Consider the following 20,912-nt stretch of genomic DNA (forward strand, 5'->3'; position numbering starts at 1 on the left):
CCTGTTCCCAGCCGCGACTGGCGCAACCCTGAGAAAACGGCCGGCCGTGCACGATTCCATTGCCTAGAATCAAGTTACGCGCAAACGCGTCCCGCTAGCGCGGATGTATCCCGAGACGTTTCAATCGTAGGGAGAATCGACATGGCGACTTATGTGGTTCTTGCAAACTTCACCGACCAAGGTATCCGCTCCGTTAAAAACACCACGCAACGCGCAGGTCAGGCGGCGGAAATGGCCAAGGGCTTTGGCTGCGAAATGAAAGAGATCTACTGGACGTTGGGCCACCACGACCTTGTCGTGATCATGGAGGCTCCGGACGATGAAAGCCTCTCGGCATTTGGCTTCGCGCTCGGCTCCGCCGGCAATGTCCGCACGCAGACGCTGCGTGCTTTCACGAAAGATGAAGTGGGTACGATTCTGGGCAAGCTGCCATAAAGCAGGCGAACGTCATGAACCGGCGCTGGATGGTCGGATGGTCCAATGTGCGCCGGCCTTTCCCAGACAACTACGCAGCCGCCGGATAACGGAAACCGTCGCCCGATGTGTTGCGCTCATACACCTGCTCGCCGGCCACATACGTCGCCTTGATTGCACGATCGTCGCCGAGCGTCATGAGCACGAAAAGCTGTTCGACAATGTCCTTGCAGTATTCCGATCGCAACGACATCAGCGGCGTGGCCTTGCGGTCGAGTATGACAAGGTCGGCCTCATACCCCTTCGCGACAGTCCCTATCCTGTCCTGCAGGTATAGCGCCTCGGCACCGCCGCGCGTGGCCAGGTAGAACGCCTGGATCGCGTTGAGCTTCGTCTGGTTCATCTGCGCGACCTTGTACGCCTCGTTGAGCGATTGCAATTGCGAAAAGCTCGTGCCCGCACCCACGTCGGTGCCCAGTCCGACACGCACCGGACGTTTTGGATTCTTTGCATCGAACAAACGAAACAGGCCGCTGCCGAGGAACAGGTTTGACGTTGGGCAATGCGCCAGCGCCGCACCGGTCTGGTGGCACGTGCACAGATCGTCTTCGGTCAGATGAATGCCGTGGCCATAGATCGAGCGCGGTCCCACGATGCCCGCATGCGCATAGACGTCCAGATAGCTTTTGCGCTTCGGGAACAATTCCATCACCCATGCGATCTCATCCACGTTTTCGCACAGATGAGTCTGCACGTAGGCGTCGGGATTCTCCTTGAGCAACGTGCCGCACACATCTAGCTGAGCGTCCGTACTGGTGGGGGCGAAGCGCGGTGTAATGCAATACAGCTGCCGCCCGCGCTTATGCCACTTCGCGATCAGTTCCGAGCTCATGGTGTGCGCGAGTTCGGCGGTATCGAGCAGCGCCGCCGGCGCATTGCGGTCCATCAGTACCTTGCCCGCGACCATGCGCGTGTTGAAACGCGCCGACTCCTCGAAGAATGCATCAACAGACCCCGGATGAACCGTGCAATAAACAGCAGCGGTCGTCGTGCCGCAACGCAAGAGCTCGCGTAAGAACACTTTCGCAATTTTCTGCGCATGCTGCTGGTCCGCGAAATTTTGCTCCGCGACAAACGTATAGGTGTTGAGCCATTCGAGGAGTTGCTGGCCGTACGCACCGATCATTTCCGTCTGCGGATAGTGGATGTGCGTATCGATGAAACCCGCCGAGATGATCGCATCGGGATAGTGCTGGACTTTGACGCCCGGAGGCAGCCGCGAGGCCACTTCCGACGCAGGCCCGACATCAACAATATGACCGCCATCGATCACGACGATTGCGTCAGGAATGTGGACCAGGCATTTTTCGGCGGCGTCAAGAAAGGGGTCGCCGCGAAAGGTAACCACGTCGGCGCGCAAAGCTTTTAAGGTAGTCATGTCAATCTTCCGGATAGTTACGGGTGCTGGTGTGCGGCCCGAGGCCACGATGATCGGAGGGAAGCGATGAATCAGCGGCGCGCCGGATGCGATTCCTTCATGATGAGGGCAATGACGAGCGATGCCACTAGCGCGAACATGATGGGCTGTGCGGCATATTCGGCGACCGCCAGCGTATGGTCCGTTAGGCCTGCGGCGACTGCGGACACCACTCGCGAGCCCGGCGCGGCGATCATGATCCCGCCCGCAATAAACGCGAGGCCGTTCACAAAAGCGGCTGACGTACCTATCAACTGGGGCGGCACCACATCGGCCGCACTACTGAACGTGAGCATATGCGCTGCGTTGGCGAAACCAAACACGAAGTTGAGCACCATCGCGAATGGAATCGATACAGACGGCAAATACAGCAACGCGCCCGCGCTCAAAAGCTGGACGGCGATGCCGATCACGATGGGCATCTTGCGCCGTTCGATCTTGTCGGAGAGAGCGGGAACCACGAGACAGCCTGCCGCCAGACCAAGCCAGAGGAGCGAGGAGCTGAATGCTGCCGTAGCGGGCGAGGCTCCGCGAATTTCCATGAGTTTAGGTGTCCAGACTACGCCGGCTGCGAGCATGCTGCCGAACAACGCAGCGCAGATCAACGCTGACAGCCAGACATGCGGGATCTTGATGACTTGCAACAGCGCGTCCAGGACCGAATGCACGAACGCGCCGGCACCACCACCGGTTGATTCGACCGGCTTCGGATTCTTGAGGAAGAGGAAGGCGAGAACCGACAGCACGATTCCAGCCACGCCCACTATGTTGAACAGTTCCCGCCAGGGCATTGCATTCAGTCCTAGCTGCAGTGCATTGACCGAGAACGCGGAAGACAGCGACGCGCAGAATTGCACGAGTCCGAACATGAAGTTGAAGCGGGACATGCCGAACCACTGGCCGCCTATATATCCAGCACCGACAAAACCCGTGCATGCGCCGACCGCCATGACGAATTGGGAGGCAAGCAGCGTGCCGTAGCTCTGCGCGTTGGCAAACAGGAACACGCCGGCCGTCACCAGCACGACCGAAATTGGCAATACCTTGTGCGCCCCGAGGCGGTCGAGCAAAGCGCCGCCGAAGAACTGGCAGACGGCGAATACCCAGGTATAAACAGCGGCCACGGTGGCGACCTGGTCGACGCTTAGCGACGCGCTCTTCTGTACATCGGAATTGACGATTGAATACCCCGTCTGGACGCTGAACAGATAGATGACGAATGCTACGGAAAGCGCCCAGATCCACCACGCTCGTGGGCCACCGAGCTGAAAGGATACGATTTGGGTTTGCTTCGATGAAACGGTGTTCATAGGATTTTCTCCAGGCGAGTGCAAGCCCGCGATCGAATAATCGCGTTTTAAAAAAAGAAATAAAAACTTCCCGGAACGTCAGGTCGTTGATGCAATGGATGGATCGAGATTCATTGCGGCAATCTCCGGTATGAATTCAACTGCAATTCGCACGGCTCGGTTGATATGAGTAAGAACGCTTCACAGTAACCAGCTGGCTTGGCGATGAATGGCATGCCGCGCGTACCGAGAATTACGTCAACTTAACAATTGACATTGCTTTCGACAAGCCTTTAATTTTCGGGTTTACTGATTCGTTCGAATACTATGCTTGATTCTAGAAGACGTAATGGAATTATTAACGCAACGAGAAATGGAATATTCAAATCGATGATTTATAGAAATATCGATATAAACGTTTTGACGAGCTGAAATAATCAATCTCGAATTGAGTGAGGACGAACCAAGAACAAAGTGACAGGACATTTCAATAATCCTGCTCAATAATCCTCCTCACGCACCGTCAAAAGCAATATGGGTTCCCGACGGCGCGCGTGGTGAGATTAAAGTCCCATGGCCTGGCCGTCGCTGCGCGGATCATGAGCCCCGGACAGTGCACCATCCGATTCAATTCGAATCACCCCCGGATGGCCCGCAAGCGGGCTCTGCGCTGCAATAGCGCTCACTTCATGCCCGCGCGCCGCTAGCGCGGCGAACACCTCGGCACCGGCGTCTTGTTCCAGCTTCAGCGCATCCCGGGTATCCGAGAAGGTCTTGCCCAGCAGGAAACGCGGCCGAGCCAGCGCGCTCAACGGGTCCATGCCGTAGTCGATCAACCGCGTCAACACCACCGCCAGCGTCTGCGGCTGGCCGTCCGCCCCCTGCGTGCCGAACAGCAGATGCGGCCGCCCATCCTTCAGGTACATGCCGGGATTGAGCGTATGAAATGGCCGCTTGCCCGGCTGCACGACATTGTGATGCGTCGGATCAACGCTGAACGACGCGCCGCGGTTATGCCAGAGAATGCCGGTGTCCCCTGCCACCACACCGCTGCCCCAATCGAAGTAGACCGTCTGCAGCAGACTGACGCTGCGGCCTTGCCCGTCCGATGCACCGATGAACGCCGTATCGCCGGGGCGGAATACGTGCGGCCAGGGTCGCGCTTGGTGGAGGCTGATCGAGCGCGCGTGGGCGTCGAGCGTGTTGGTCGAGAGCATGTCACCGACAGGAACCCGGTTGAACTCTGGGTCAGAGACCCAGCGGTCCCGATCCACGAACGCGCATTTCACTGCCTCCACGAGCAAGTGATAGTAGTCGGGGCTGCCCTCGACGATGGACGACAGGTCGAAGCGCGCTAGCGTGCCCATGATCTGCAGCGTGGTGACACCTTGCGTGGGTGGTTGCAGGCTCACGAGTTCGCCGCCGCGATACGCCACGCGTAGCGGCGCCTCGTCGCGAGCGCGGGTCTTCGCAAGGTCCGATTGCGTCAGCGGTGAGCCGGCCTGTTGCAGGCCGCGTGCAATGCGCTCGGCGAGTTCGCCTTCGTAGAATTCGCGCGCGCCGTAGGTTGCGATGCGTTCAAGACTGCGCGCGAGCGCCGGTTGAACGAAGCGCTCGCCAATCTCGGGAGCGTGGCCGTCGGGTGCAAATACTGCTGAAAAGCCTGGCATTGCGCGCAATTCATCGGCGCGAAACTGCTGCCAGAAATGTTGCGATGGCGTGACCGGAAATCCCTCCGACGCGTAATCGATCGCGCGATCGAACAGCGACGACCACGTGCGTTGGCCTCCCCATGACGTCTGGCTGATTGAATGCGCCTGATGCCAGGTATCCACTGTTGCTCCAGTGGTCAGCGTAGAACCGGCGCCGCGCGACGGAATAGCGGTGGAGAACGCGGGCAATGTCTGCGCTGCCTGCCCGATGCCCGACAACGTTCGCAGCATGCCCGTGCGGTCACCGATCACCCAGAACGCATCGCCGCCAAGACCGGTGAAATGCGGATAGGTCACGCTCAGCGCCGCGCCGATCGCGATGGCTGCTTCAATGGCGTTGCCACCCGCGCGCAGCACTTCGAGTCCCGCTTCGCTTGCAAGCCTGTGGGGACTGGTGACCATACCTTCGGTGGACGTCGCGAGGGTCGTGTTGCGCATGATTGCTCCGTGGTCGGTCAGCCGAGCGTGAAGCGCTCGCGGGTGGTCACATAGTCGCTCGCGCCGAACCGTCCGACCGGGAAGTAGTGCTGCAGGCGCACGCGCCAGGTTTCGGTATCGATCAGTTCGTCGCGTGCATGCAGCCGGTGAACGCATCCAATGAATATCTGCCGGCTCGTGGTTTCCAGCGTCTCCCACAACGTACATTCGAATGCCACCGGCGCTTCTGCGATCCGTGGCGGCGCGACCCGCGAGCTACCAACCGGCGTGAGCCCGACCTTCTCGAGCTCGCTGACATCGGGCGGCAGACGTTCCCCGCATTGATGCATTTTTTCGGCCATCGCTTCGTCGCAGAGATGCACGACGAACTCGCGGCCGCGTGCAATATTCACGGCTGTGTCCTTGAGCGAGCCATCGTCGAGCCGGTTGATGCTGATCATCACAATTGGCGGTTCCTCGCCCAGCATGTTGAACATCGAGAAGGGCGCGGCGTTGATCGTGCCGCTTGCGCTCAAGGTGGTGACCAGTGCGATCGGGCGCGGCACGATCAGGCTCGCCATGAGCTTGTATCGCTGATATTCGGTGATGGCTTCGAAGTCGATTTCCATGATGGCCTGGATTGGTGAGCTTGCGCCAGATGGTCTGGTTCTAAGTCATGCCAAGCAGTTGCCCGAGGCTCTTTTCGCCCAGCATGCGCGAGGTCTCAATGCGCTCTTCCAGTTCGCGGAGATGCGCTTCCATGCGTGCAATGGCGCCTGCCGCATCACGCGCCTCAATGCAGTCGACAATCGCCGCATGCTCCTCGTGCTCGCACGGTGCGTTGCCCGGCGGCTCATAGACGCCCACGATCAGCGAGCATCGCGACACCAGTTCGCTCAGGTAGCGTTGCAGGATCGAATTGCCGGCAAGCGCCGCAATACGCAGATGAAAGTCGCTTGCAAGCCGCGCCCAGGAAGGCTGGTCGAAGCGATGCATGGCTTCATGTTCATCGGCTAGCTGACGGCGCAGTTCCTTGATGTCGCGCGCGGTTGCACGCTGCACGGCCAACTCCACCAGCACGCGCTCCATCGAGCGGCGCGCTTCAAAAATCTCGCGTGTCTCCTCGGGCGTCGGCTCGGCGATTACCGCTCCCTTGTTCGGCCGCAATGCAACGATGCCGTCGTAGGCGAGCTTCTCCAGCACGCGTCGCACGACCGCTCGGCCGACGCCGAACAACTGGCACAACTCTGGCTCTGGAAGTTTGGTGCCGGGCGTCAGACGATGGTTGAGCACACCGTCGAAGATGGCTTGGTAGAGGCGAGCGTCGGCATCCTGAGCGGTATTCCGTCCGGCTTCTTTTTGGGGCTTTGCAGCCGGCTTCAATGTGGGTTTCGGCGTCATTTGTCTGCCGCGAGCAGGGTCTGTTGCCGCGTGCCGACGAGGCCCAGGCGTTCCATCTCGTCCATATGGCGGGCGATTGCGCCGGGCGTTGTCATCCACACGTCGCCGTTCGCGCGGGCGGCGGCAATGTGCTGTAGCGCGCGACGCAAATGGCGCAACCGGTAGGGCTGTCCAACGAGGTAAGGATGCAGCGCGATGCCCATCACGAGCGCCTGTGGATGTTGGCCGCGGTTCGCCTGTTCGAGCATTTCGTCGAACTGGTCGATGATCATGTCGGCGAAATCGCGGGCGTCGAGATGGCGGCCGACCATCATCGGCAAGTCGTTGAGTTCTTGCGGGTAGGGGATGGACCATAACGACCCAGAGCGCGTTGCCATGCGCACCGGGCGGTCGTCGTGGCACCAGTTGAGCGTGTAGCCGTAGCCGGTTTCCGCGAGCAGGTCGGGCGTTGCGCGAGACTCGGAGATCCAGGGCGAGAGCCAGCCCGAAGGCGGCGTGCCGGCATGCGCCGCGATGCGTTCGCGGCAGTGCAGTAACAACGCGCGTTCGCTGTTCTCGTCAAGGTCGCTCTGACGGTGCGCATTCGTATGACCGTGCGCGATCAGTTCGTCGCCGCGTGCGAGGCAAGCGTCGATGACTTCCGGGCAGTGGTCATAGAGCGATGTATTGATCAGCGTGCCCGACGGCAGGTCGAGCTGATCGAAGAGTTCGATACAGCGCCATACGCCCACGCGGTTGCCGTATTCGCGCCAGCTGTGATTGAGCACGTCGGGCTGCGGCGAGACCGGGCCGAGGGCCGCGCCAAGTCCCTCGCCGAACGCAAAGTGTTCGATGTTGAAGCCAAGATAGACCGCGAGGCCGGTGTCGCCCGGCCAACGAAACGCGTCGGTGTCGGTGATCGGCCGGTAAGGAAAACGGCCATGCGTGGCGAGCGGGCCGAACGCAGGAGCGTGCGACGCGCAAGCGTTGCGGATGGTGTCCATGTGCAAAAAGCCCTGAGTGACAAACGTGCCGCGCGTGAACCTTTTTGGGGGATCACGCCCCGTGGCGGACCCGCGGCGCACCGCGGTTGTGCGGGTTGACGGGCTTGATCGCCGACGGTTGGATTTCCAATTGTGTGCAATTTACACGCCATATCGTCTGCGTTCAATAGGCGTAATGGCCTGCGATGTAATAGTCGGTATGAGAACGAATTGGCATACGTCTTGCATTTGGCGTCTTGCGGAGCCGTTATCGCTGACGTTGATTGCCGCTCGCCGCGCCCTTATCAAGAAAAAGGAAACGCCCCGCATGAGTTCTTGCACGAGTTCCTACTAATGAGCCAGCCCACTTCAGCCGTGCTTAAAACCGAGGCCGCCGATATCGAACTGGTGCATGTATCGAAGCAATATGGCGACTCGCTCGCCGTCGATTCGATCGACCTGCGGATTCCCGGCGGCCAGTACTGCTGCCTGCTCGGGCCGTCGGGCTGCGGCAAGACATCGACGTTGCGGATGATCGCCGGCCACGAGTCGATCAGCGACGGCGACATCCTCATTGGCCAGCGCAACGTCACGCGGGCGCAACCCGCCACGCGCGGCACCGCGATGGTCTTCCAGAGTTATGCGTTGTTCCCGCATCTGTCCGCGCTCGACAACGTCGCGTTCAGCCTGAAGATGCGTGGCGTCGCCAAGGACGTACGCCGCCAGCGGGCGGGTGAACTGCTGGAACTTGTCGCGATGAGCGCCTATGCCGAACGCAAGCCGTCGCAACTGTCGGGTGGCCAGCAGCAGCGTGTCGCACTCGCCCGCGCGCTGCTGAATGAACCGCGCTGCCTGCTGCTAGATGAACCCCTTTCCGCACTCGACCCGTTCCTGCGTGTTCAGATGCGCGCCGAACTCAAGCGCTGGCAGAAGGAATTGGGCATCACCTTTGTGCACGTGACCCACTCGCAGGAAGAGGCGCTCGCGCTCGCGGACATGGTCGTTGTCATGAGCCACGGGCGCATTGAGCAAAGCGGCTCGCCGCACGAAGTCTTCAACCGGCCGCGCACGGAATTTGTCGCGCGTTTTCTTGGCGGACACAACGTGCTCGGCGCAAACGGCCGTGCGTTCACCGTACGCGCCGATCATCTGCGCATAGCGCCGCACGGCTTCACACCGGTCCAGCCGCCCATGAGCGAAAGTGGCTTCAGCCGGATCGGCGGCATCCCTTGCACGGTCCGCGAAACCGAATATCAGGGTACCCATTTGCGCATGACGCTGGCACCGCTGGACGGTTCACCCGACCTGGTTTCTCTTCTACCCGATAACGAATACGACCCGCAGCGCCTGGGGCCCGATGCGCGTGTCGTGGTCTGGTGGAACGAACAGGACGCCCATGCATTGGCAGCATAAGAGACCGCTTTGCGTTGTAGTGAACGACAATTTCAACCAAGGAAGATGGCCATGACCGAGCGTTACGAACACCCGTCCGAACCCAGCACGAGCGAGACGCCGGCGAGTGCCGCCACGACGGAATCCAGCCTCGCCACGGGCAAGGGCATGTCGCGCCGTACGTGGCTCAAGGGCGCGGTAGCCGCGGCCGGTATTGCCGGGTTTCCGTACGTGCATGCGCAGGAAAAGATCACACTTCGCTATCTGGGCACGGCGGTGAACCAGAGTTCGGATATCGCCAAGAAATTCCAGGAAGATACCGGCATCCAGATCCAGTACATCCCGGTGACTACCGACGACGTCGCCAAGCGCATCATCACGCAGCCCAATTCATTCGATATTGTCGATACCGAATACTTCTCGCTGAAGAAGCTGATTCCCGCCGGCACGCTGGCGGGCATGGACGCGAAGAAGATCAAGCTCGCCGACAAGATCACGCCGGTGCTCACGCGCGGCGAGGTCGACGGCAAGAAGATCGGCGACCAGGGCACGGCCCCCAGGAAGGTGATGTTCCTGACGGGCGCACGCTCGACCGAGTTCTCCGCGACGCCCACCGAATGGATGACGCTGATCCCGACCACCTACAACGCCGATACGCTAGGCATCCGTCCTGACCTCATCAAGCGCCCGATCAATAGCTGGGCCGAGTTGCTCAACCCTGAATTCAAGGGACGCGCCGCACTCCTGAACATTCCCGCGATCGGCATCATGGATTCGGCCATGGCGATCGAGGCAATGGGGCATGTCAAGTACGGCGATAAGGGCAACATGACCAAGGCCGAGATCGACCAGACCATCAAGATCCTGATCGAAGCGAAGCGCGCGGGCCAGTTCCGCGCGTTCTGGAAGGACTTTAACGAAAGCGTCAACCTGATGGCGTCCGGTGAGGTCGTGATCCAGTCGATGTGGTCCCCGGCCGTCACGAAGGTCCGCACAATGGGAGTTGCGTGCAAGTTCCAGCCGCTGAAAGAAGGGTATCGCTCATGGGCGTCGGGCTTCGGGCTGCCGCGTTCATTGCAGGGCCGCAAGCTTGACGCAGCCTATGAGTTCATCAACTGGTTCCAGGACGGCTGGGCCGGTGCTTACCTCATGCGCCAGGGCTATTATGCGGGTGTGCTCGAGACCGCCAAGACCCATATGCAGCCGTATGAATGGGACTACTGGATCGAAGGCAAGCCGGCGGCGCAGGACATCAAGGCGCCTGACGGCCAGTTGCTCGAGAAGGTCGGCACGGTGCGCGACGGCGGTTCGTACAACCAGCGCATGGGGGCGATCGCGTGCTGGAATGCCGTGATGGACGAGAACATCTACATGGTCCAGAAGTGGAACGAGTTTATTGCAGCCTAGCGCGGCTTAGTGCACAGGGTCGGCGTGCTGAACATCATGCAAGCCGGCCGCTTCTGTTTATCCGATAGGTAATCCACGATGGCATCGATCGAGCTTCCCATCCGACCGCTGGAGGCGATCGTCAAGCACCGGCGTGCGGCCGCCTGGCTGCAGGCGACGCCGCTCGCGTTGACCTTCGTCCTGTTCTTTCTCGTGCCGCTGGTCATCACGCTGATCGTCAGTTTCTGGGACTTCAATGAATACCAGATCATCCCTGCGTTCACGTTCAAGAACTACGCGGCGATCTTCGATGGCTGTTCTTCGATGACCGATGTTTGCGTGACCTTCAAGACCTACTGGTCGACGATCAAGTTCTGCGCGATCGTCTGGGCGGTGACGCTGGTGATCGGTTTTACAATCGCTTACTTCCTGTCGTTTCACGTCCGGTCATCAGGTATGCAGACGGTTTTGTTCCTTGTGTGCACGATTCCGTTCTGGACTTCCAACGTGATCCGGATGATCTCGTGGATACCGCTACTCGGCCGCAACGGGCTCGTCAATCAGGCACTGCTGTCATCGCATATGATCGATCAGCCGCTCGAATGGCTGCTCTATTCGAACTTCTCGGTCGTGCTCGCCTTCGTGCATCTTTATACGTTCTTCATGATCGTACCAATCTTCAACGCCATGATGCGCATTGACCGGTCGTTGCTCGAAGCCGCGCGCGACGCAGGTGCGAGCGGCTGGCAAGTGATCCGGGAAGTGGTGTTGCCGTTGTCGAAGACGGGGATTGTGATCGGCTCGATCTTCGTGATCACCATCGTCATGGGCGATTTCCTTACGGTAGGTGTCATGGGTGGGCAGCAGATTGCGTCGGTCGGAAAAATCATCCAGGTGCAGACCGGCTACCTCCAGTTTCCCGCCGCCGCGGCCAACGCGATCATCCTGCTGGCCGTCGTGCTGATGATTGTCTGGGCACTGACACGCGTAGTCGATATTCGCAAGGAGCTTTGACATGGCCGCGATTCTCCGCAGTCTGAAGCAGCACCGCGAGCCGCGTCCCACCAGTTTCTACTGGCTCGCGCTGGTGTTCGGCCTATTCGTGCTGTTCCTCTATGGCCCGGTGATAACAATCTTCATCCTGTCGTTCCAGGGACCGGAGGGCGGCCTCACGTTCCCCATGCGCGGTGTTTCGCTGCACTGGTTCGCCGTGTTGCGTCAAGGCGTAGGCGACATCGACATATGGGCCGCGTTCGGACGCTCGGTGCGTCTTGCCGCAGTCGCCACGGTGCTGACAGTGCTGTTCTCGGTCGCGGCAGGGCTCGCGTTTCGCAAACGCTTTCGCGGTGACACGGCCGTGTTCTACGTGTCCGTCGCGAGCCTGATCATGCCGTCGATCATTGTGTCGCTGGGAATCGGCCTGACGTTCCGGCTGCTCGATAACGGCGTCAAGTATCTTGCCGGCGCGTGGGGGCATCAGTCATTCGTCGACAACTACACCACCTCGATGGGCCTGTATACCTCGGCGCTCGGTGCGCATCTGACGTGGACGCTGCCATTCGGACTGCTTGTGATGTTTGCCGTCTTCAACCGTTTCAACCCGGCGTATGAAGAGGCGGCTCGCGACCTTGGCGCGTCGCCCTGGCAGAGCTTTCGCCACGTGGTTTTGCCGATCATCGGGCCGTCGGTGATTGGAGTCGGGATGTTCGGTTTCACACTGTCGTGGGACGAGATCGCGCGCACGTCGCAGGCGATCGGCGACCAGAACACGCTGCCGCTGGAACTTCAGGGGCTCACGACTTCCGTCACCACACCCGTGATCTATGCGCTCGGCACGATGACCACGATGTTGTCGCTGACGGTGATGGTGGTGGGGCTTCTGGCGGTCAAGTGGCTGAGCCGCCGGCGTTCGAGGGCGCTTGTGAGCTGAACCCCGAAAGCCGGCACGTGCTCGCGCAAATCAAGCCGCCGATAACGACCGCTCCAGCGCGGCCACGCCAGCGGGAAGATCCACCGGCACGCCGAGGTCGATCATCGTGCGGCCAAGGGCATGGATGGTCCTGAAGAGATGATGCTCGCGGCATTGCTCGCCCATCTGACCGATCCGTACGATCGGCGCGCCGAACGAGCCTGCAATCTCGACATGATGATGGCGCGAGATATGGGCGCATACGTCTGAACCGCTGATGCCCTGCGGCAACGCGATACCCACGACCGAATTCAGCCGGCTCGGTTTCGGAACATAGAGTGAGAGCGAGAGCGCTTCAACGCCCGCTTGCAGCGCGTTCGAACATCGATGATGCCTTGCGAACCGGCGCTCGAGCGTCTCGGCGCACACCAGTCGCAGCGCCTCATGGAGCGCGAGCACGCCCGACACTGGCGCCGTGTAATGGTAGGACGCGTTGTGCCAGAAGTTCGTTGCCAAGGACGCATCGAGGCACCAGTGCGTGGGTGGGACCGGGCGCGACATGATGCGTTGCCAGGCCGTTTCAGAGAACGCGAGCAGCGAAACACCGGGGATTGATGACAGCCCTTTCTGGCCGCCGGTGATCACGGCGTCGATACCCCATGCGTCCATTGGCAATGGCATGGTGCTCAGCGTGCAGACCGCGTCGACAATCACCAGCGCGCCGGCGGCGCGGGCAACCGAGGCAATTGATTCGAGGCTGCGATTCCAGACGGTGTTGGACGTCTCGCCATGCACGATCGTCACGATCTCCGGACGAAACCGGTCGATAGCTTCCGCCGCTAGCTGCGTGTCCGCGGCGGTGCCGTCGACCACGTTCAGCGTTTCGACTTGAGCACCGGTTCGCCTCGCCATCTCCGCCATGCGCTCGCTGAAAAAGCCATTGCAGATGCAGAGTACGCGCGAGCCTTTCCATGCAAGGTTCGTGATAGCCATTTCCATGGCTGCCGATCCCGGTCCCGCCACGCCCATCACCCATTTCGATTCGGTCTGGAACACATACCGGGCCATTGTCTTGACCTGCCCGATGACCGCGGCCATGGTTGAGCCAAGATGGTTGATCACGACGCCGTTGGCTTTGGCTACGGCGTCGGGAATCGGTACGGGGCCGGCGCCCATCATCAGCAGAGGTTCTTCAGGAAGAATTGAAGAGAGTGGCAGGACCGTCGGACACGCGATGCTGAACGTATCCGGCGTGCCGGAATCTGCGGCGAAGGGGTATCGGTCGTTCATCAGGGTTCGCTTAATAAAGGCGTTGTCGGGTGGCTAAGCTGCAGTACACGGCCGGGACCCGCTCACATTGCCCGTGTTCTGCGCTGGCCGAAACGCATCAGCAACCAGTAGAACGCGAATCGCCACGTGGGCGAGAATACCGGTGCAGAGGCCAAAACGAAACGGCTATTTGGCTCGGATGCGGTGATCCAGACCTTCGAACGCGGCGCAAGCTCGAGCGTTTCGCCTGCCCGCAGCCACCAGTCTTCCGGTTCGCCTTCAATGGTCAGCCACACTGTACCCCGGCAAACCGTCAGGGTATGAGGCCGATCGATGAGCCAGCAGGCTGGCTCATCATGGGGTTCTTGCTCCAAGGTCCGGATTTCGCGCATGTCCCTCTCCCATCACGGCCACTCACAAAGAGACGGCCTCTTGACTGCATTATTTATTTAAACTTCAATCTTAGGAATGTACAGTCGCGAACAGTTGTGCCGTACTGTTCAGTGATTTTCCCTGCACACTTCAAGAGATCACGCGATGAACCTCGTCATCGATCCACAAAGCGGCGTCCCCATGACCGACCAGCTTGTGACCGGCATTTCAGGTCTGATACGGTCGCGGCAGCTTTTGGCCGGCGTGAAGCTGCCGTCCATCCGGGCGCTGGCGGCCGCCCAGCGGATTAGCCGCTTTCCGGTTATTGAAGCGTACGACAGGCTTTCGTCGCTGGGTTTTATCGTGCCGAAGCATGGTTCGGGCTTCTACGTGGCGAACCACATGGGAGGCGAGGACAGCGCGTCGGGTGGCTCGGATCCTCGTCTTGCCGAAGAAGAGTCGCATCAGATCCTGCAGCAGTTCAACTATCCCGGTGAAACTTTAAAGCTGAGCAGCGGGTTCGTGCCGGAAGCGTGGCGAGACATTGAGGGCATTGCCCAGACCGTGCGCCAGGTCATGCGAATGGACCCAAGTTGCGTGATCGACTACGCCATGCCGCATGGCGATGCGAATTTGCGGCACCAGATCCAGATGCGCCTCGGGATAGTCGGCATTGAAGCGGACATCTCGAACGTCATTGTCACGAGCGGTGCGAGCCAAGCGCTCGATCTGGTCGTCCGGTTCATGCTAAAGCCGGGCGATACCGTGTTCGTGGAAGACCCCGGCTACTACAACCTGTTCGGCTTGCTCAAGCTGCAAGGCGTCAGGATTGTCGGCGTTCCGCGCCTGGCGAGCGGGCCCGATGTGGATGTCGCGGAGCATTTGCTCAAGACCATCAAGCCGAAACTGTTCTTCATCAATACCGTCTTTCATAACCCGACCGCGACGAATGTAGCGCCGCAGGTCGCGTTCAAGTTGCTGCAGCTCGCGCAGCAGCACGACTTCATGATCGTGGAAGACGATATCTATGCGGACTTCCAGGCGACGCCGACTCAACGGCTTGCGTCGCTCGATCAACTCGATCATGTGATCTATGTGGGCGGGTTGTCGAAGACGCTGTCGTCGTCGTTGCGGATTGGTTATCTGGCAGCCAAGCGCGACCTGATCAAGGACCTGGTAGACGTGAAGGTGCTCACCAGCCTCGGCGGTTCGCGCTTTAGCGAATGCGTGGTGGCGGCGTTGCTTGAGCGAGGCACGTATCGCAAGTACCTCGAGCGCTTGCGGCGCCGGATTCACGATACGCTGTCAACGGCCGTTCAGCGTCTTGAGGAAAACGGCTGGGAGGTCTTCGATGAACCCAGCGGCGGCAATTTTGTGTGGACGCGAGTGCCGGGCATAGACGATTCGATGGTCCTCGTCGATCACGCGCTGAAGTTTGGTATCACGCTCGCGCCGGGGAGCTACTACCGCCCGAATGGCGAGGTGTCGGCATGGGTGCGGATCAACACGGCCCATACCCACGATGCGCGCGCTATCAGGTTCTTTGAACACATGGGACGGACGTAACGTTCGCTCGCGCCGGTGGGCGGGGTTTGGTGGTTTGGGGCGTAGTGGGCGGAGTCGATCCCAGGTTGCCAGGTTCCCGGGTTAGCGGTCGGGGTCAATGCCGGGTTGCTGCTTTCGGCACCTGGCCCGCCGGCACTAACCCAACCGCTAACCCCTACCCGCCAGGATCCAAAACCCGTCCACCGGCGCGAGCGAAAACCTTCAGACCTCCACGTCTTCCAGGCTGAACAACTCAGTCTGGTCGTTGTACGAAAACACCTCCCCGAAACGCCCCCAGTTGATCACCGAATCCAGCGTGTCTTCCGCGGCGCCGTCGGTCAGGAAATCCTCCAGTTCCTGTTCAAAGCGCACGCGCGGAGCCCGATGCCCCGGCCGCTCATTCAACACCTTCTTGATGCGGGCGGCCAGCGGCACGTGCTTCAACAGATGATCGGCGAACATCATCTTGCGTTCGTGAGTACCCAGATCGGCAAACACATGGGCCGCGGGCGTCAGATAGATATCCCCTTCGCGCAGTTCGGCGAAACCCAGGTGCTGCAACGTTTCCGCGATCGGGAACAGGTCGTCAACTTCCAGATGCAGCGAACGCGCAATCTCCGGCATGTCGGCGCGGCCATGGTACGGATCGGCGGCAAGCGTTTCAATCAGGCCGGCCAGCAAGTTGGTCGACACATGCGGCAACCGGCTGCCAAACTCGAGCGTCTGCTTGGTCGCCTCACCGGATTGCCGCGCCGTCATCTTGGCGTAGATTTCATCGACGAGCGATCTGAACGCCGGATCGAGACGATTGCGAGGATGCTTGAACGGCACCTCGATCTCGGCAATCACCCGACCCGGATTCGACGACAACACCATGATCCGGTCGCACATGAATACCGCTTCTTCAATGTTGTGCGTCACGATCAACACCGACTTGATCGGCATCTTGCCCTGCGTCCAGAGGTCAAGCAGGTCAGTACGCAAGTTCTCGGCCGTCAGCACGTCGAGCGCGGAGAAGGGCTCGTCCATCAGCAAGAGCGTCGGGTCGACTACCAGCGCACGGGCGAAACCCACCCGCTGGCGCATCCCGCCCGACAGTTCACGCGGATACGCGTTCTCGAAACCGTCCAGCCCGATCAGATCGATTGCGGCGAGCGCCCGCGCCCGGCGCGGCGCAGCACCCACTCCCTGCGCCTCCAGCCCCGCTTCCACGTTCTGAAGCACAGTCAGCCACGGGAACAGCGCGAACGTCTGGAACACCATGGCGACGCCATCGGCGGGACCTTCGAGCGGCTTGCCTTTATAGGTGACGTCGCCGGTGGTCGGCTCGATCAAGCCTGCGATGATACGCAGCAGCGTTGACTTGCCCGAGCCCGAGCGTCCTAGCAAGCCGACGATCTCACCCTCTCGCAATGAGAGGTTGACGCCGTCGAGCACGAGCAGGTCGCCCTGGCTTTTCTTGAAGCCCCGCGACACACCCTTGACGTTCAGGATCTCTTCGGCAGCACGGGAAGCAGGGCTCGCCGGCGTCACGGGGGAAACCACGTTGAAGTCTGAATTTGGCATGTTGATAGGTCCTCAATCGACTCGAAGCTTGGCTTCGGCAAAGGTGTACATGGGGCGCCACAGCAGGCGGTTGAAAAGGGTGACGAACAACGACATGACGGCAATGCCCAGGATGATCTTCGGATAGTCGCCCGCAGCGGTGGTTTGCGCGATGTACGCGCCCAGGCCATGCGCCACGACCTTGGTGTCGCCCCACTGCACGAACTCGGCGACGATACTGGCGTTCCACGCACCCCCTGAAGCGGTGATCGCGCCCGTCACGTAGTACGGGAAGATGCCTGGCAGCATGGCCTGACGCCACCATTGCCAGCCACGAATCCGGAAGTTGGTGGCCACCTCGCGGTAGTCGTTCGGGTAAGCCGTCGCGCCCGCGATCACGTTGAACAGGATGTACCACTGCGTTCCGAGCACGATGAGCGGCGACAACCAGATATCGGGGTTCAGGTGAAAGCGGACAATCACGATCACGAAGATGGGAAACAAAAGGTTCGCCGGAAACGCCGCCAGGAATTGCGCGATTGGCTGCACTTTCTCGGCAAGCGCGGGACGCAATCCGATCATCACGCCAAGCGGGACCCAGATCACCGATGAGATCGCGATCAGGATCACCACGCGCAACAACGTGATCAATCCAAGGACAACCACGTGACCTACCTCATGCAGGTCCACGCCGGTGCGGACGTAGGTGACCACGCGCCACACCACATAAAGCGTAACCGCGATGACCACGATGCTCCAGGCAATGTCGCCGACACGTGACGGCGTCTTGCGCTTCGTCATGCGCAAATTCACCCGGTCGAACGAAGGCAGTCGCATCGGGATGCGTGCCGCGCTGGCGAAGACCCAGCCGGCTGGCACGAGCAAGCGGTGAATCAGGCGCGTGCGTCGAACCAGGCCGAGCACCCAAGACTCCGGGGCGATACCGGAACTGGACGTTTCCATGCGGAATTTGTCGGCCCAGGCAACGAGCGGACGAAACAGCAATTGGTCGTAGCCAAGGATCACAATGGTCATCGTGAGGATGACCCAGCCGACCGCGCCCATGTTCTTTTCGGTGATCGCCTGCGCGAGATACGCGCCGATGCCCGGCAGCGTGATCGTGTTGTTGCCGACCGTGATTGCCTCGGAGGCAACCACGAAGAACCAGCCGCCGGACATCGACATCATCATGTTCCAGATGAGGCCCGGCATTGAGAAGGGGACTTCCAGCTTCCAGAATCGCTGCCATGCCGTCAGGTGGAAGCTGCGGGCGACTTCCTCCAGGTCTCGCGGCGTTGTGCGCAACGACTGGTAGAAACTGAACGTCATGTTCCACGCCTGGCTCGTGAAGATCGCGAAGATCGCCGCGCATTCGGCACCTGCCACGCGCGTCGGAAACAACGCGATGAAGAACGTGACCGTGAACGAGATATAGCCAAGTACAGGAACCGACTGGAGGATGTCCAGGATCGGCACGAGCACCTTTTCTGCCCGACGGCTCTTGGCCGCAAGGGTGCCGTAGATGAGCGTGAATACCAGCGAAGCAATCATGGCGGCGAGCATCCGCAATGTTGTGCGCAGCGCATATTCAGGCAGGTTCGACGGCGCGAGCGAGATCACTTGCGTCTTGAGCGTGGCGATGGGCGCCATGGTCTGATGGAAGCCGATGGCGGCCATCGCAATCACGCAAATGATCAGAGGGAACGCGACAAAGTCCCATCGATTAGGCAACAAGCGCCAGGCAGACGCGTTGGCCGTGCGGTTCAGGTTGAATCCGAAGTCCATATATTCTCCGAACAGCTATGCATGAAAACATGGCGGCGTGCCCTTCGAGGTCCGAGCCTTGGATGCCGCCATGCGTTGATTCACCGATGCAAACATATGAGGGCATCAGCATGCGACTAAGCCGCGATAAAAACGTGAACTGTAAGCTTTGATCGTCGTTGGTGGTTAAGGGATGCGGCTAGGCAATGGCATGCGCGCGGCTAGTCTGGACACGATTTTGTCCGGGTAATTTCGACCGTTCTTTCTGAACGGCCCGACACTACTACAAACCGTGTTTCAGGCACAACCTCGGAGGTGAAACAGTTCCGTTTTTTGCCGCGATGATCCGGTCTATGGGGGTGGTCCGCCGGAGATCACAGGCAAGCGGGTGCAGCAACAGGGGCCCGGGACAGGTCAGCATCTGCTTAATGCATCTTGATGCTGAACGTGCTTGTCGGCTTTTTGAAGGTTTTTGAGAATTTTTGAAGGGCTAAGGCGAACCGGAAATATTTCGTTTCCCTTACGGATGCCATGCGAGCGCAATGGACGGGCTACACCCGCTTGGCGTCCGCCAGCGTGGCGATGGTGAGCGCGCACGTTGCCATAGCGCCACGGCGAGGATTGCCCAGGCTCTATTCAGAACACGGTTTGATTCCGTACCCTGTTGATTGAAAAAGTTAGTTATGCTTTATTATTTGAAAGCTTCAATTCAATTGTCGACGTAAATCAAAGCCGCGCTGGTTCCCATCACAAGTGATAGAAACCGGCGCGGTGAGGCCAGGATGCTCCCGACTTCTATCAGGCGCTCATGTGCAGCGTACCGTTGACGCCTACCGGGAAGAAGCCGCCCTGAGTCACTGACGCATTCGTCAGGTAGACGATGTTCAGGACATTCCCGTAATTGCGGCTGAACGCGATGCCGTTGGAATCGAGCGGCACAATGTTGGAGATGCTCGGCGTCGCTCCTGCAATGCCCTGGTCGTCGTTGCCCACGTTGTCGAGCGCGTTGCGTGCGTTGGAGATGGCGCCTGCCGCTGCAATAAGGCCAAGCGACGGGGTCGCAATACCTTTTGCATAAAGCGTCGTGCGTACCAGACCAGCGTGATAAGCCTCGGCAGCGAGGATGCCCGCGGCAGCTGACAAATAGGTCGAGTTCGAGATCAGCGGCGCGGCCCCCTTGTAAGCCGTCACACCAACATCTTCAAAGATGAAGGCGGCGAGCAAGAACGTTTCGTCGTTCAGGTAAGGGTCGAACGCCGTGCCCGCAGGAACCAGTCCGGCTGCCTGCGCTGCTTTGGAGAAGGCGCCGTTTGGATTCTGGTAGCCGACATCGAGGGCAGGCATGGCTACCGCCGACGCACCGAGCGCCGTGCGCAGGAACGTGACATGTTCAAGTTCGTCTTTAGCGATCTCGTTGGCATAGGCCTGAACCACCGGGTCGGAGAACGTTACTGCATGGCCTGGGATGACTGTGCCCGCAGTGCCCGCACCGCTCATCAGGCTAGCCGGAAGGCCCGCACCGGTCGTTGCATACGCATAGAAGGTTGCTTCGAGGTATTCGAGGTTAAGCGCGAAGTTGAGGATCTCCGGATCGGTCGGGCCGCTTTGCGCCGATGCGCTCGACGAGCCGCCGCCGCATGCGCCAAGGATCGTGCCGCCGATAAGTCCAAGACCGACGCCCCCTGCGCTTCTGAAGAACTGCCTGCGTTTTGCGAGCTTGTCGGAACGCTGGACGAGCACATCCATGACCTTTGAATCTTCTGACATGATATCTCCTTGAACCGTTCTGTGAACTAACCAATACGGCGACTGTGCCCGATGAAAACCAGAGTCAGAAGAGCAGCGGACAACAGACGACGAGGCGCCAGGCGAGCTGCCTGTGTCAAACGTGAATCACGAACTCGTGACGAAGCATGACGCGCAGCAGCAGGGCTGATCTGGCGTCTCTCATGTCACGTACGGGTGGATACGCATGTCGACCGTGAGACGGATGCGTACGCGATCAAAAATATTTCGAGTGATTACCCGATGGAAGACGGTGAATCTTTTCAGATGGTC

The 20,912-nt window shown here is 60.0% G+C and carries 17 protein-coding genes; 6 read left to right on the top strand and 11 right to left on the bottom strand.

Features of this window, described 5'->3' with window-relative positions:
* The first annotated feature begins 141 nt into the window (after nt 1–141).
* A complete protein-coding gene (locus SBC1_RS28215) occupies nt 142–435 on the top strand; it encodes a GYD domain-containing protein (protein WP_165989097.1) in 294 nt (97 codons plus the stop codon).
* A gap of 70 nt (nt 436–505) precedes the next feature.
* On the opposite strand, the gene guaD is transcribed toward SBC1_RS28215, so the two are convergent.
* From guaD to SBC1_RS28245, 6 genes are all read right to left on the bottom strand, one after another.
* Complete coding sequence (guaD, locus tag SBC1_RS28220; RefSeq protein WP_165102511.1) at nt 506–1,852, bottom strand: guanine deaminase; 1,347 nt, start codon at nt 1,850–1,852, stop codon at nt 506–508.
* 71 nt (nt 1,853–1,923) lie between these two features.
* Nucleotides 1,924–3,201, bottom strand: coding sequence for an MFS transporter (locus tag SBC1_RS28225; RefSeq protein WP_165102514.1), 1,278 nt, complete (start codon nt 3,199–3,201; stop codon nt 1,924–1,926).
* Nucleotides 3,202–3,743: 542 nt separating this feature from the next.
* A complete protein-coding gene (locus SBC1_RS28230) occupies nt 3,744–5,330 on the bottom strand; it encodes a gamma-glutamyltransferase family protein (protein WP_165102517.1) in 1,587 nt (528 codons plus the stop codon).
* Between the two features lie 17 nt (nt 5,331–5,347).
* Nucleotides 5,348–5,938 carry a flavin reductase family protein gene (locus tag SBC1_RS28235; protein WP_165102522.1) on the bottom strand — a complete coding sequence of 197 codons (591 nt, stop codon included), beginning with the start codon at nt 5,936–5,938 and terminating at the stop codon, nt 5,348–5,350.
* A 40-nt stretch (nt 5,939–5,978) separates the two neighbouring features.
* Nucleotides 5,979–6,710 (bottom strand): GntR family transcriptional regulator, encoded by a 732-nt coding sequence (locus SBC1_RS28240; RefSeq protein WP_165102525.1) that lies wholly within the window; start codon nt 6,708–6,710, stop codon nt 5,979–5,981.
* Nucleotides 6,707–7,693 carry a polysaccharide deacetylase family protein gene (locus tag SBC1_RS28245; protein WP_165102528.1) on the bottom strand — a complete coding sequence of 329 codons (987 nt, stop codon included), beginning with the start codon at nt 7,691–7,693 and terminating at the stop codon, nt 6,707–6,709. The genes SBC1_RS28240 and SBC1_RS28245 overlap by 4 nt, the downstream gene beginning before the upstream one ends.
* Before the next feature lie 333 nt (nt 7,694–8,026).
* Between SBC1_RS28245 and SBC1_RS28250 the strand changes: the two genes are divergently transcribed.
* The 4 genes from SBC1_RS28250 to SBC1_RS28265 all read left to right on the top strand — a co-directional run bounded on the left by SBC1_RS28250 (nt 8,027) and on the right by SBC1_RS28265 (nt 12,380).
* Complete coding sequence (locus SBC1_RS28250) at nt 8,027–9,085, top strand: ABC transporter ATP-binding protein (protein ID WP_165102531.1); 1,059 nt, start codon at nt 8,027–8,029, stop codon at nt 9,083–9,085.
* Nucleotides 9,086–9,232: 147 nt separating this feature from the next.
* Complete coding sequence (locus SBC1_RS28255; protein ID WP_206366152.1) at nt 9,233–10,471, top strand: PotD/PotF family extracellular solute-binding protein; 1,239 nt, start codon at nt 9,233–9,235, stop codon at nt 10,469–10,471.
* Between the two features lie 78 nt (nt 10,472–10,549).
* Nucleotides 10,550–11,464 (top strand): ABC transporter permease, encoded by a 915-nt coding sequence (locus SBC1_RS28260; protein ID WP_165102539.1) that lies wholly within the window; start codon nt 10,550–10,552, stop codon nt 11,462–11,464.
* A 1-nt stretch (nt 11,465) separates the two neighbouring features.
* Entirely contained in the window at nt 11,466–12,380 is a 915-nt protein-coding gene (locus SBC1_RS28265; protein ID WP_165102544.1) for an ABC transporter permease, read from the top strand.
* Between the two features lie 30 nt (nt 12,381–12,410).
* On the opposite strand, the gene SBC1_RS28270 is transcribed toward SBC1_RS28265, so the two are convergent.
* Nucleotides 12,411–13,649 carry an alanine--glyoxylate aminotransferase family protein gene (locus tag SBC1_RS28270; protein WP_165102547.1) on the bottom strand — a complete coding sequence of 413 codons (1,239 nt, stop codon included), beginning with the start codon at nt 13,647–13,649 and terminating at the stop codon, nt 12,411–12,413.
* A gap of 62 nt (nt 13,650–13,711) precedes the next feature.
* Nucleotides 13,712–14,020, bottom strand: a complete 309-nt coding sequence (locus SBC1_RS28275; RefSeq protein ID WP_165102551.1) for a DUF2917 domain-containing protein — start codon at nt 14,018–14,020, stop codon at nt 13,712–13,714.
* 145 nt (nt 14,021–14,165) lie between these two features.
* Between SBC1_RS28275 and SBC1_RS28280 the strand changes: the two genes are divergently transcribed.
* Nucleotides 14,166–15,566 (top strand): PLP-dependent aminotransferase family protein, encoded by a 1,401-nt coding sequence (locus tag SBC1_RS28280; RefSeq protein ID WP_165102554.1) that lies wholly within the window; start codon nt 14,166–14,168, stop codon nt 15,564–15,566.
* 201 nt (nt 15,567–15,767) lie between these two features.
* Here SBC1_RS28280 and SBC1_RS28285 read toward each other — a convergent pair whose 3' ends face one another.
* From SBC1_RS28285 to SBC1_RS28295, 3 genes are all read right to left on the bottom strand, one after another.
* A complete protein-coding gene (locus tag SBC1_RS28285) occupies nt 15,768–17,111 on the bottom strand; it encodes an AAA-associated domain-containing protein (protein ID WP_165102557.1) in 1,344 nt (447 codons plus the stop codon).
* A gap of 12 nt (nt 17,112–17,123) precedes the next feature.
* On the bottom strand, nt 17,124–18,875 hold the full coding sequence (locus tag SBC1_RS28290; protein ID WP_165102560.1) for an ABC transporter permease subunit: 1,752 nt from the start codon (nt 18,873–18,875) through the stop codon (nt 17,124–17,126).
* 777 nt (nt 18,876–19,652) lie between these two features.
* Nucleotides 19,653–20,621, bottom strand: coding sequence for a ferritin-like domain-containing protein (locus SBC1_RS28295; protein ID WP_165102563.1), 969 nt, complete (start codon nt 20,619–20,621; stop codon nt 19,653–19,655).
* Nucleotides 20,622–20,912 lie beyond the last annotated feature (291 nt).

Origin of the sequence: Caballeronia sp. SBC1 (genome assembly GCF_011493005.1) — a bacterium.
GTDB lineage: Bacteria > Pseudomonadota > Gammaproteobacteria > Burkholderiales > Burkholderiaceae > Caballeronia.